This window comes from Leucobacter komagatae (assembly GCF_000834055.1).
GTDB classification, from domain to species: Bacteria; Actinomycetota; Actinomycetes; order Actinomycetales; family Microbacteriaceae; genus Leucobacter; species Leucobacter komagatae_A.
This window is the reverse complement of record NZ_JXSQ01000046.1, coordinates 1-12,465: the sequence shown is the minus strand read 5'-3', so window position 1 is coordinate 12,465 and position 12,465 is coordinate 1. Positions and strand designations below refer to the sequence as shown.

The 12,465-nt window shown below is 63.8% G+C and carries 9 protein-coding genes and 2 tRNA genes; 8 read left to right on the top strand and 3 right to left on the bottom strand.

Going from position 1 to position 12,465, the window contains the following annotated elements; all coding sequences use genetic code 11:
- From SD72_RS16170 to SD72_RS16155, 4 genes are all read left to right on the top strand, one after another.
- The coding region (locus tag SD72_RS16170) for a DNA gyrase C-terminal beta-propeller domain-containing protein (RefSeq protein WP_042545503.1) at positions 1–1,314 on the top strand (1,314 nt) is incomplete at its 5' end.
- Complete coding sequence (locus SD72_RS16165; protein WP_042545498.1) at positions 1,307–1,714, top strand: DUF3566 domain-containing protein; 408 nt, start codon at positions 1,307–1,309, stop codon at positions 1,712–1,714. The genes SD72_RS16170 and SD72_RS16165, both read left to right, overlap by 8 nt.
- 64 nt (positions 1,715–1,778) lie before the next feature.
- Positions 1,779–1,852 (top strand) — tRNA-Ile (locus tag SD72_RS16160).
- A 45-nt stretch (positions 1,853–1,897) separates the two neighbouring features.
- Positions 1,898–1,970, top strand: a tRNA-Ala gene (locus tag SD72_RS16155).
- A 242-nt stretch (positions 1,971–2,212) separates the two neighbouring features.
- Here SD72_RS16155 and SD72_RS17175 read toward each other — a convergent pair.
- Genes SD72_RS17175 through SD72_RS16140 form a run of 3 tightly spaced genes read right to left on the bottom strand, consistent with a single transcriptional unit; the run spans position 2,213 to position 7,874 of the window.
- Positions 2,213–2,845 carry a TetR/AcrR family transcriptional regulator gene (locus SD72_RS17175; protein WP_157000647.1) on the bottom strand — a complete coding sequence of 211 codons (633 nt, stop codon included), beginning with the start codon at positions 2,843–2,845 and terminating at the stop codon, positions 2,213–2,215.
- A gap of 56 nt (positions 2,846–2,901) precedes the next feature.
- On the bottom strand, positions 2,902–6,123 hold the full coding sequence (locus SD72_RS16145; RefSeq protein ID WP_042545497.1) for an acetyl-CoA carboxylase family protein: 3,222 nt from the start codon (positions 6,121–6,123) through the stop codon (positions 2,902–2,904).
- Positions 6,120–7,874, bottom strand: coding sequence for an AMP-binding protein (locus tag SD72_RS16140; RefSeq protein ID WP_042545496.1), 1,755 nt, complete (start codon positions 7,872–7,874; stop codon positions 6,120–6,122). The genes SD72_RS16145 and SD72_RS16140 overlap by 4 nt, the downstream gene beginning before the upstream one ends.
- Before the next feature lie 322 nt (positions 7,875–8,196).
- Between SD72_RS16140 and SD72_RS16135 the strand changes: the two genes are divergently transcribed.
- From SD72_RS16135 to SD72_RS16120, 4 genes are all read left to right on the top strand, one after another.
- Positions 8,197–9,159 carry a cyclase family protein gene (locus tag SD72_RS16135; protein WP_042545495.1) on the top strand — a complete coding sequence of 321 codons (963 nt, stop codon included), beginning with the start codon at positions 8,197–8,199 and terminating at the stop codon, positions 9,157–9,159.
- An 8-nt stretch (positions 9,160–9,167) separates the two neighbouring features.
- A complete protein-coding gene (locus SD72_RS16130; RefSeq protein ID WP_042545501.1) occupies positions 9,168–10,868 on the top strand; it encodes a class I adenylate-forming enzyme family protein in 1,701 nt (566 codons plus the stop codon).
- An 80-nt stretch (positions 10,869–10,948) separates the two neighbouring features.
- Positions 10,949–11,593, top strand: coding sequence for a TetR/AcrR family transcriptional regulator (locus SD72_RS16125; RefSeq protein ID WP_198142014.1), 645 nt, complete (start codon positions 10,949–10,951; stop codon positions 11,591–11,593).
- Positions 11,594–11,743: 150 nt separating this feature from the next.
- The coding region (locus tag SD72_RS16120; RefSeq protein WP_042545499.1) for an aldehyde dehydrogenase family protein at positions 11,744–12,465 on the top strand (722 nt) is incomplete at its 3' end.

Below are 12,465 nucleotides of genomic sequence, written 5' to 3'. Positions count from 1 at the left end.
CGTTCTGCCACGGTAGATGACGCTCGCGAGGGCCTCATGACGCTGTTGGACGTCGACCAAATCCAGGCAGATGCGATCCTCGCTATGCAGCTGCGGCGTCTCGCCGCGCTCGAGCGCCAGAAGATTCTCGATCTCGCTGCAAAGCTTGAAGCCCAGATCAAGGAGTACGAGGCAATCCTCGCTTCGCCCGAGCTTCAGCGGGGCATCATCGTCGAGGAACTCGACGAGGTTGTCAGCAGGTACGGCGATGATCGCCGCACAACGATCATGCACGGCTACGACGGTGACATGTCGATGGAAGACCTGATTCCTGAAGAGGAAATGGTCATCACCGTGACCCGAGGCGGGTACGTGAAGCGTACGCGCATCGATAACTATCGCTCGCAGCACCGCGGCGGCAAGGGTGTTCGCGGCGCGCAGCTGCGTGCTGACGACATCGTCGAGCACTTCTTCGTCACCACGACGCACCACTGGCTGCTGTTCTTCACGAACACGGGACGTGTGTACCGCGCGAAGGCGTACGAGGTTGCCGAGGGCGGTCGCGACGCAAAGGGACAGCACCTCGCGAACCTGTTGGCGCTTGCTCCCGACGAGCAGGTTACCCAAATCTTGGATCTTCGCCAGTATGACGACGCGAGCTACCTGTTGCTGGCGACGCGTGACGGCCTCGTGAAGAAGACGCCGCTCACTGAGTACGATACGAACCGTACCGGCGGCATCATCGCGATCAAGCTGCGTGACGGTGACGAGCTCGTCCAAGCGCTCATTGCGGGCGCTGAGGACGATGTCCTGCTTATTTCTCGTCAGGGAATGTCGATCCGATTTACTGCATCTGATCAGGCTCTTCGACCGATGGGTCGTTCCACGAGCGGCGTACGTGGTATGAACTTCCGTGATGGGGATGCCCTGCTTGCAGCTTCGCGACTGAGCGACGACGAGGGCTACGTATTCGTAGTGACCGAGGGCGGGTACGCAAAGCGAACAGCGGTAAGCGAATACCGTGTCCAGCAGCGCGGTGGCTACGGAATTAAGGTCGCTAAGCTCGACGAAGGCCGCGGGGATCTTGCTGGTGGCTTCATCGTTGATGAGAGCGATGAGGTTCTCGTTGTGCTTGCGAGCGGTAAGGTTGTTCGATCCGGTGTCGCAGAGGTGCCGGCGAAGGGTCGAAACACCATGGGAGTGGTGTTCGCTCGCTTCCCAGAAGGGGATCGTATTATTGGGATCGCCCGAAACGCCGAACGCGGTATCGACGATGGGGACTCGGAGGAGTCCGACGCGGAGAGCTCCGTAGACAAGGAAGACGTGAATGAGTAACACAGTCGCAGACAGGCTTGCCAAGAAGACGCGAAAGAAAGCTCCAGCGAAGCAGGTCCGCCTCAAGCTGGTGTACGTGGACTTCTGGTCGGCCGTGAAGTTCTCCTTCCTGGTATCGATGTGCTTGGCAATCGTGGGGATTGTCACGGCGATCCTCGTGTACGTCGTGCTGCAGACGACCGGCGTGTTCGGCCGAATCGATGCTCTCTTTATGGACATCGTCGGTGAAGAGAACAGCCTGATGAACTTCATTGGGTTCCCGCAGGTAGCTTTTGTTGCGGTCGTTGTTGGCGTGCTCAACACGATCGTCGGCACGGCACTCGGCGCTATTGCGTCACTCGTCTACAACCTGCTCGTGCGGGTTCTTGGTGGGTTCCAGCTCGGTTTTTCGAGCAATTAAGCCACACGCGACAACTCGATTTCGCATTTCCCGTCGGAACCGGTAATGTTGTTGCTTGTGTCAAGGGGCTATAGCTCAGGTGGTTAGAGCGCTTCACTGATAATGAAGAGGTCCCAGGTTCAAGTCCTGGTAGCCCCACTGGATTTCACAAATTCCGTTCCAAACGGTAGTGTTATCCAAGACGGGTCCTTAACTCAGTTGGTAGAGTGCCTGCTTTGCAAGCAGGATGTCGGGAGTTCGATTCTCCCAGGATCCACAACACAGAAAGAACGCCCAGCCTCACGGCTGGGCGTTTTTTTTGTGCCTATTGGTGATGCGGGATATTTGCGGAACGCAGACTCCACCTCCCCTTTTCCCGGGCAAGCGGACTGGATCACCTAGGAGGCCGCTAGGAGCCCTCAGGGTGGCGAGAGTGCCCCGGGGGAGGCATCGGCCGCCCTGAGCCCGTCAGAGGGCGCTCAGCGGCCTCTGGTGAGGCGCTGGGGCGGTGCGGGCGCCCTAGGCCACGGACGGTGGCTGCTGAGTAAGCAGCGCAGCAAAATCCTGGGCGTGGACCGCACCATCGTGGTCAGAAATCAGCGCAGCCTTGAGAATATGAGCGTAAACGGCACTGAGTAGCACCCTGGCCCGCGGTGCAGCCTGTGCCTCAGCTTCGCTTGGTGCAAGCCCGCGGTTGGTCACGAGCCACGTTGCGGAGTATTCACGCAAGAAATGCAGCGCCTCCGCATATACATCGTTGGCGGTTTCCCGCACGCTTGGGTTTGTGGCCGCCTCGCCCCAGACCTGCACGATGAGACCGGGGGAGACATCCGCGACGCGAATCCCCTCCGCGATGAGCAGCAGCACGTCGCCTTCGCTCGGAAGCGGGCTGGCGGATAGCGCTTTCCGGATCCCGGCGAGCACGCCGCCGATGGCGGCCTGCGAGACGTAAGCGATGATGTCGTCTTTTCCGGCGAAGTGCGTGTAGATGGCACCGGCGGAGAGACCGGAAGCGGAAATGATGTTCGCCATTGACGTGGAGTGAATTCCCCGCGCGGTGAACTCGCCAATGGCGGCGCGCGCGATCTGGTCGCGCCTGGCCTGCATGTGCTCGGGGCTGACCTTCGGCATTGCGCTCCCTCCGTGAATCACAGAACAATCCTTCTCTGATCCTAGCCAGCCCGCTCGAAAGCGGGCCCTGGCGGTGCTCACAGGGTCATAATCCAGCTCCGAGTGTCGGCGGGATCGATCACGTCATCCACATCAAACAATTCCGCGGCGGTCATTGCCCTCCCTTGCTCGTAGGCGGCCGCGACGAGTTCGTCGTATCGAGCCGCCCGCAGCGCCTCGTCCTCGATGGCGGCGAGTTCTTTTGCGAACCCCAACCGCACGGCACCCTCGAGTCCCATAGGGCCAAGCTCACCGCTCGGCCACGCAACGGTGAACTGGCTCGAAATGAGCGAGCCCGCTGCCATTGCCATCGCACCAAGACCATAGGCCTTGCGAACGATTACGGCACCAATCGGCACGCTGAGCTTCGCCCCGGCAGTAAACAGGCGCCCAAAGACCTTCACCCCTGGTTCCTGCTCCGCCTCAGGGCCGACAATGAAGCCGGGGGTATCTACAAACGACACAACGGGCAGCCCGTGCGCGTCCGCCACCTCCAGTAACTCGATAAAGGAACGTGCGGCGTCAACGTCAATGGCGCCGCCAAGGTGATGGTTGTCGTTGGCGATAACTCCGACTGCGCGACCGGCAACGCGAGCGAAGCCCGTCACGGCGCCCGGCGCGAACTCACGGCGCAGCTCGAAGAAGGAACCGACGTCAACAACGGTGTCGATCAGTGCCCGCATGTCGTATGCGCGCAGCCGATTGCCTGGCACTGCTGCACGGGCCAACGCCTGCGGCGGCGCAGTCGCGGGGATATCGGGCTCAGCAGAGCCCGGTGCCCGCGACACAAGGCCGAGAAACTGCTGCGCCGCGGCAACGGCGGCAGCGTCGTCTGCGACCACGGCGTCGACCGCGCCAGTTGTGGCGTGCAGGCTGGCCGGCCCGATTTCCTCGGGGGACCACCGGCCAAGCCCGCCTCCTTCGATCATCGCGGGGCCGCCCATACCGAGATTTGCCTCCGCGGTCGCGATGATGACATCGCCGATGCCCGCAAGCGCGGCATTGCCAGCGAAGCAGCGACCCGAGACGATGGAAACGATCGGCACGACACCCTTGAGAGCCGCGAGCGACGCGAAGGTGAGCACGTTGAGGTGCGCGCCAGGCGGCACGTCTGTGTCCCCGGGCCTGCCGCCCCCACCCTCGGCGAATAGTACGACGGGCAGGCGCTTTGAGCGGGCGACCGACAGGAGTCGATCGGTCTTCGCGTGGTTGCGCGCGCCCTGGGTCCCTGCGAGGACCATGTAGTCGTAGCTCATCACCACGGCCCGCCGCGGTCCGGCGGGCGTCCGCACGGAACCCACGCCTCCGATGATGCCGTCGCCGCTCGTGTTCGCGACGAGGTCTGCGACGGACCGGCGAGCGGTCTGAGCGGCGATAGCGAGGGGGCCGTACTCGACGAATGAACCGGGGACCAGCAGGTCTGCGAGGTTCTCGCGCGCCGTGCGGCGATTGCGAGCGTGAATCTTCGCGACGGACGCGGCCCGTGCCTCATCCCGTGTGTGCTCGTGTCGCTTGATGACCTCGTCTACGCCAGGGTGGACGTCCGCGGTAGGCGCGCGTGTCTCCGTCTCCTCGGCGTGCTCGAGCGGGCGGATCGCAAACACGGGCTCGCCACGCGCCACCGTGGTGCCAACGGTCACGAGGGGGCGAGCCTCGGTGTGGGCGGGAGCGGGGATCGGGTGATGCATCTTCATTGCCTCGATGAGGCCAAGTTCTCCTGGGGCCTGCTCGAGCGAAACCACCGTGCCGCTCAGGGGAGCGTTAACGGTCACCTCTCCCGAAGCGAGAGCGAAGGATCCTTCGAGTGGCCTCTCTCGAGATTCTGTGCTCGAGCGGGCGCCGGAGCTCGACCCTGGGGAGGGCTCCTGTTCGCGAAATGTTTCCCGTGAAACGTCGCTCGCGTCGGTGAGGAGCGCGCGAAGCTGCTCGTCGATCCACCCGGTGTGTGCTGCTCCGAGCGGGGCTCGCGAAAGCACAGCCGCCAGGAACCCCGCATTCATTGCCACTCCCGAGCATCTGAACTCGTCGAGAGCGCGTTCAGCACGAGAAGCGCACGCGCGAAGATCGCGACCGGTGACGATGAGCTTCGCGAGAAGCGTGTCGTAGCGCGCGCCGATATGGGATCCGGAGTGCACCCACGTGTCCACCCGCACACCGTGGCCGGTCGGGAAGTCGAGCGTGTCAATCGTCCCGCTCGCGGGGGAGAGTGTGCCGTCCTCCGCGATGGTCTCAGCGGAGATCCGCAGCTGGATTGCGCTCTCCCGGTGAGCGTGAGCGTCGGACAAGGCGTCATCGGCGATCCCGAGTTCGGCCAGTGAGTGTCCGAGGCCGAGCCCCACCTGGCAGGCGACGAGGTCGAGGCCCGTTACCGCCTCGGTGACGGTGTGCTCAACCTGAATGCGTGGGTTGATCTCAAGCAACACCCACTCGCCTTCGCGCACGAGAAACTCGACCGTCGCCAGCGAGGTGTACGCCAATGACTCGAGCAGGCGTTGCGCTGCCGCGTGGAGGTCCCGCCGCAGCCCGGGCGTCAGCCCCGGCGCCGGCGCGATCTCGACGACTTTCTGTCGGCGTCGTTGAAGTGAGCAGTCGCGGTCACCGAGGATCCGCACACCGTCGGGTCCACCGATGCCCTGCACCTCAATGTGCCTCGCCAGGGGAAACAGCTGCTGCGCGAACACCCGGTCGTCACCAAAGCCGTGTTGCGCCTCCGCTCGGCAGCGGGCGAGCGCGCCGGGGATCTGCGCTGCCTCGTGCACGACGGCGATGCCCCGGCCGCCGCCGCCGGCGACCGCCTTGAGGACAATCCCGGCTGGATGCGCGGCGAGCAGCGCGATTGCCGGTCCGGCCTCGCTGAGCACGCCGGTCGAATCCGGCACTGGAATCGCGAGCGACGCGGCGAGCTCGTGTGTCTCGGTCTTTGAACCGGCTGCGCTGAGCGCTTCGGGCGAGGGGCCGAGAAAGGTGAGCCCTGCGGCGCCGCATGCCCGCGCGAATTCCGGCGATTCGGCAAGAAACCCGTAGCCAGGATGCACGAGATCCGCGCCCGCCGCCGCGGCGGCCTCGACGAGCTGAGCGCCGTCGAGGTAGGCGCGCGGCCCGAGACCGGAGAGCTCGACGGCGACATCGGCAAGCCGCGCGTGCATCGCACCGGCGTCGTTGCGTGGAAACACCGCGACCGTGCGGATGCCCAAGTCGCGAGCTGTCCGAAGAATCCGAATGGCAATTTCGCCCCGATTGGCGACCAGCAGCGTGGTCACGGTGTGACAAATTCCTGCAAGAGCTCGACCTTGCGGATCTTGCCGGTCGCCGTCATTGGCATGCTGTCGACGAGCACGACGTCGGGCACCTTGTAGGTGGCCATCTGCCGCTCAGCCCAGCGGCGAAGCTCTGCCGCTGTCGCAGTCGACCCTGGAGCGAGCTCGATGAATGCGACGGGGCGTTGCCCCGTCGTCGCGTCGTCGCGTGGACCAACAGCGACCCGGAGGATATCCCGATGGGACCTCATCAGGGACTCCACCTCGGACGGGAAGACGCTCATGCCCTTCACCTTGATCATTTCTTTTGTTCGGGCGAGATAGGACAGCCCACCGTGCTCATCAAACTGACCGGTATCCCCCGTGAGGAGCCAGCCGTCGATGATCGCGTCGCGTGTCGCCTCTGGCTGCCGGTAATAGCCACGCAGTACCGAGGGAGACCGCACGAGAATCTGACCTGGCTCGCCGACTCCGACGGGAACAAGGTCGTCGTCGACCACGACGATCGCCGTACCTGGAACCGGGTAGCCACAGTACGTCGGCTCCGCGAGGAGATCCGCATCGTCTTCCCCAAGGCCATGGGTGAACGTGTCGGCGGTGTGCGTCTCGGTCATTCCGTACGAAGCCTCATGCAGCACAACCCCCGTCGCACTCCGCCATGCTTCACGCAGCTCGACGTCGAGCTTTCGCACGAAGGAAATCGCAACGCACTCCCGCAACGAGCTGGTGTCGGTGTCGGCGAAGGCAGGGTGTTCAAGTAACTCAACGTAGTTGTCGGCCTGCGCCGCAACCCAGCTCACCCGCTGGTCGGCGATGAGCGCGAGCGCGGTTGCCGGATCCCATCGACTCATCATCACCACCGTTGCGCCGTCAACGAGGGGGTTAAGGATGCTCATGTCTTCACCCGCGATCCAGAACATTGGCAAGTAACCGAGCGAGACGTGTACGCCCCCCACCTCATCTAACTGGCTTCCCGGGGTCCGACCCTGCCCCATCAGCGCGCTGAGTGCGGTGTAGATCATGTGCCCCTCGGTATGTTCACACCCCTTCGGCATTCCAGTGGTGCCGCCCGTGTAATTCAGCGCGGCGAGGGCGGAGCGGTCACACCGGACCGGCGCAACCGGTGCTGACGCCATGATGGAGCTCCAATCGGAGAGCGTGCCGCCCGCAGCGGAAACAAACGGCGCCGGGGGAACCGGGGGAGCGGTGAGCAGGTCGGCGGGCGCGGTGAACGCGACGGCTAAGTCCGGGTGAACGGTTCGGTCCGCCCCCTCCTCATTGCCCGGCGAAGCGAGCTCGCGCGCTGCATCGACAACCTCCGCGAGTTCAGGGTGGGCGAGTAGGAGCCGCACCCCGGCATCCGCCAGTTCATAGGCGAGCTCGCGCGCTTTGAACATCGGGTTGATGGGCACATAGACCGCGCCAACTCGCAGTATGCCAAGCATGGCGATCGTCAATTGTGGGCAGTTGCCGAGGTAGACCCCCACCCGGTCTCCCGGCTGGATCCCGCGCGAGCGGAGCCACCCGGCGAAGGCGCCGGCACTCGCCTCGAGCTCCGCATACGAGATATCGCGGCCGTAGAAGTGAATCGCGGTGGTGTGCGGTCTCTCGCGTGCCCAGCGTTGGAGGTAGTCGTTGAGCCCGGCAGCGGGCTCTGGATCGACAAACTCTCTCGGCACATCGGCAGGCCACTGTGTGCGGCGCTCAGCGAGCGCGTTCGCGGCCTGATTCCACAGCAACTGTTTCGGCGACATTGCCACTCCTCGGGGTTGAGTTGCTTCGCCGCCAGTACCGCCCCCTTCCATTCCTATCCGCCGCAGCTGGTAAACGCAAGCGAAGTCTGCGCGCAGTCGAGAAAGCTCCGCGCTCCAGTCTCGGTCGTTGGTGGCGGCGTGTGGCATGCCCGGAGCGGCCCCGACCGCGGCACGGAGGCGCACATCGAAGCCGTGGGCCACGGTCGACACTGAGGCAGCGATGAGCTACATGTGTTACTTTGTGGTGGCGTGCTTCGCACCGTGGCCCCGTTGGCGTACTCGCCAGGTGGGGAAACCTCAACGACGAGGGAGAGTGATGTCAATGACGACCGAAGATGCTGCACCTCCGATGGAAGAATTCTTGCTTGACGCACCGTCAAACTGGGGTAAGTGGGGGCCCGACGACGAAGTCGGCTCCCTGAATTACCTCACGAGCGAAGAGGTGCTTCGCGGTGTGGGCGCGATAACCTCGGGAACCGTCGTGACGCTCCAGCGAGTCATTGGCGACCCCAATGGCGACCCGGTGTGGCCAGGGCGCACCCCCGCGACGAAAACAATGATCGTCGACGAGTCAACGTGGGACTCGGCTGATGCCCCGCAGTTTCCGGGGGGAGGCCACTACGCTGACGACAAAATTGACGCGTACCTGCAGGGCTCAACTCAGTACGACGCTCTCGGGCATGCCTGGTACGGCGGCAAGCTTTGGAACGGCTTCGACGCCCGCTCCACTATCGGTGGTCTCGATAAGGCGAGCGTCGAGCCCATTGCCGAGCGCGGGGTCGTTGGGCGCGGCGTGCTCCTCGACATGGCGCGCTTCCGCAACAAAGAGTCACTCGAGCCAGCGGAGACCTTCACCCACGAGGACCTCATGGCATGCGCGGAGCACCAGGGGGTGACGCTCGAGAAACGCGACATCCTCGTCGTCAGGACCAACTTCTTGCAGCGCTTCTACGAACTCGGTGACGCGTTCTATGAGGACTTCTGCGAGCCGGGGCTCACATACAGCCTGGAACTCGCCACGTGGTTCCAAGAGATGGAGATTCCGAACCTGGTGACGGACACCATCGCGAACGAGATCACATTTGATCCCAACTCGGGGGTGACGCTGCCGCTGCACGGAGCGCTCATGCGAAATCTCGGCATAGCGCTCACGGAGATCTGCAACCTCGAGACGCTCGCAGAGCGCTGCGCGGAGACCGGCCAGTACGCCTTCCTGTATACGGCTGCACCCCTGAAGGTGCACCAGGCCTCCGGCTCGCCAGTGAACCCGGTAGCAATTCTCTAGGTGTGAACATGTCGAGTGTTGCTAGGCCGTGGCACGCGAGCTATCCGGACTACCTGCCGCACGATATCGCCACTGAGTTTGACTCGGTAGCTGCGGCATTTGCCGCAACAGTGCAGCGCAGCCCAGACGCCACCGCGATCCGCTACTTCGATGGGCAGCTGAGCTTTCGCGAGCTTGACGAGCGATCTGATGCGCTCGCGATCGCGCTGCAGCAGCTCGGGTTCGCGACCGGCGACCGCCTAGCGCTCTACCTCCAGAACAACCCCGCGTTCGTCGTCGGAATGCTCGCGGCATGGAAGGCAGGGGGCATTGGCGTCGCCGTGAACCCAATGAACCTGGAGCGTGAGCTCTCGTTCGTGCTGGAAGATAGCGCTGCCACAGTGCTGCTGTGCCTCGACGAGCTGTACGCGAGGGTTGCAAAAAGCGTCATTGAGCGCTCGCGAGGGAGCGTGCGCGCAGTGATTACCTGCTCGGCCCTCGACGACCAGTCACGCAGCGATGCGCGACTCTTTCCGCCGCAGGCGAAGCGGGACGCGGTTTACGCGGATGGTGAGCATCATTCCGTGCTTGATCTCCGCGACGTCCTCGAGAGCTTTCGTGGGCGCAGCCCGAAAGCGGTCACCGCGTCTCCTGAGGAGACCGCGATGCTCGTCTATACCTCAGGCACGACGGGCCAACCCAAAGGGTCAATGAGCAGTCACCGCAACATGTCGTTCACCGCGCAGGTGTATCGGGACTGGATGCCGCTCACGCCGGCCGACAGCATTCTGGGCATCGCCCCGCTCTTCCATATCACGGGGATCATCGGTCACGTGTCGGCCGGCCTGCTCATTGGTTGCCCGCTATTACTTGCGCACCGCTTCGAGCCCAGGGTGGTGATGGACCTCATCAGGGAGCATCGGCCCACGTACGTGGTGGCTGCCATTACGGCGCTCATGGCGCTGAGTCAGGTGCCGGAGACTGGCCCCGACGACTGGACCTCGTTTCGCGCCGTGTATACCGGTGGCGCCCCCGTCGCGCCGGCGATTGCCGAAGCCTTTGAAGCATCGACCGGGCAATACCCGCACAACGCCTACGGGTTGACAGAGACCAATTCGCCAGCGCACTGCGTGCCGCGCGGCCAGCGGGCGCCAGTTGACGAGGGGAGCGGGGCGCTGTCGGTCGGTATTCCCGTATTCAGCACGGTCACCAGGATCCTCGACGATCACGGCACCGAGCTGCCGGCGGGCGAGGTCGGTGAAATTGCGGTAGCCGGACCGCAGGTGGTGCGCGGGTACTGGCAGAACCCAGCGGCAAGCACCGAATCGATTCCCGGTGGAGAACTGAGAACCGGGGATGTTGGATTCATCGACGAGGACGGCTGGCTGTTCATCGTAGATCGGAAGAAAGACATGATCAACGTCTCGGGCTACAAGGTGTGGCCCCGTGAGGTTGAGGACGTGCTCTACCGACATCCGGCGGTGCGGGAGGTGGCAGTCATCGGCGTGCCTGATGAGTACCGAGGGGAGAGCGTCAAGGCGTTCGTCTCGGTGAAGGCGGGAGCCTCAGTGGATCCTGCTGAACTCATTGAATTCGCGAGGCAGAATATGGCGGCCTACAAGTACCCGAGGGTGGTTGAGGTGATCGATGAACTTCCAAAAACGGTGACCGGGAAGATCCTCCGCAGAGTGCTGCGTGACTGGCGCGGAGCCCAGCCGCTGCCGGGCTGATCGAGCGCACGGGCAGCCTGTGCTGCCCTGGCAGCGGGATGGCCGGTGGCGGAACGAACCGTCCGCGATAGTGTAAATGCGTGAGTAACGCCGAAGATACAGGCGTGGCCAAACGTTCGCCGCGACCGAGACCCCGCAATGGGCAGACGCGCGCCTCCGTCATTCGCGCGGCGCTGAAGTGCTTTGCCGCTCGCGGATACTTCGGCGCCTCGATGCGCGACATCGCTGCGGAGGCCGACATCGGCCTCGCAGGGATCTACCATCACTTCTCGGGCAAACAGGAGTTGCTGCAGGCCGTCATGACGGTGACGATCGAGGACGTATTCGCGAGTACGCGAGCGAGCGTGGCCGCGATCCCAGACGATCGCCCGCGAGAGCAGCTGGCCGCACTCGTGCGAGCGTGGGTTGAGTTTCACACCGTCAGGCAGGAGGATGCCAGGGTCGGGGCCTCAGAGGTGCACTGCCTCGAGGGCGAAGGTCGGGATCGGGTGATCGCGCTTCGCGACGAGCAGGAGGCGCTGTTCGTCACAACGATTGAGCGTGGCGCGCGGCTTGGCGTGTTCACTACGCCGTATCCGCGCGAAGCAGCTCGCGCGATCCTCAACATGGGGATCGCCGTGGCGACCTGGTACCGACTCGACGGTGACATCACCCCACACGGTCTCGCCGAGCGATACGCGCAGCTCTCGCTCGACATGGTCGGAGCGATCGACCTGCGGGAGTAACTGGCTGAGTGCGCAAGGCGCTTTCGCGCGACGTTCCGACGCGGCCTGTTGTATTTGAACGATCGTTCGTTTACGCTCGGAGGTACTGGGGAGGGTGCTCCACAAGAGCACCTCTTCCGTTTTCGTCGCAAGGCCCGAAGGAGCGCCAATATGACCGCCGCTGCACACCCACAAGATCCCGGTGAGACACGAGTTCTTACGCACTTCATTGGCGGTGAACACGTCGCTGGCACCTCGGGGAGGTTCGGCGATGTCTACGACCCGAGCGTCGGCCTTGTCCAAGCTCGGGTGCCGCTTGCGAGCACCGAAGAGGTCACCGTAGCGATTGACAATGCCGCGCAAGCTCAGCTCGAATGGGCCGCGCTCAACCCGCAGCGCCGTGCACGGGTGCTGCTCAAGTTCCTCGACCTCATTGCGCGCGATACGCAGGAGCTCGCAGAGCTGCTCTCGCGCGAACACGGCAAGACGGTGCCTGACGCGATTGGCGATATTCAGCGCGGTGTCGAGGTCATCGAGTTTGCAGTTGGTGGACCGCACCTACTCAAGGGCGAATACTCGACGGGAGTTGGCACCGGCGTCGACGTGTATTCGATGCGTCAGCCGCTCGGAGTCGTCGCTGGCATCACCCCGTTCAACTTCCCTGCCATGATTCCGTTGTGGAAGGCTGGCCCTGCCCTCGCTGCAGGAAACTCGTTCATCTTGAAGCCCTCGGAGCGTGACCCCTCTGTTCCGCTGCGCATCGCAGAACTCCTGCTCGAAGCAGGACTCCCGCCAGGGGTGTTCAACGTCGTCAACGGCGACAAAGAAGCCGTCGATGCGCTGCTGCACGATGAGCGGGTTCGGGCGATCGGCTTCGTTGGCTCAACGCCCAT

What these genes read in the sequence shown, in the direction of transcription:
- SD72_RS16165 (WP_042545498.1), top strand. Translation starts at nt 1,307, where the DNA reads ATGAGTAACACAGTCGCAGACAGGCTTGCCAAGAAGACGCGAAAGAAA.
- SD72_RS16140 (WP_042545496.1), bottom strand. Translation starts at nt 7,874, where the DNA reads ATGTCGCCGAAACAGTTGCTGTGGAATCAGGCCGCGAACGCGCTCGCT.
- SD72_RS16135 (WP_042545495.1), top strand. Translation starts at nt 8,197, where the DNA reads ATGACGACCGAAGATGCTGCACCTCCGATGGAAGAATTCTTGCTTGAC.
- SD72_RS16130 (WP_042545501.1), top strand. Translation starts at nt 9,168, where the DNA reads ATGTCGAGTGTTGCTAGGCCGTGGCACGCGAGCTATCCGGACTACCTG.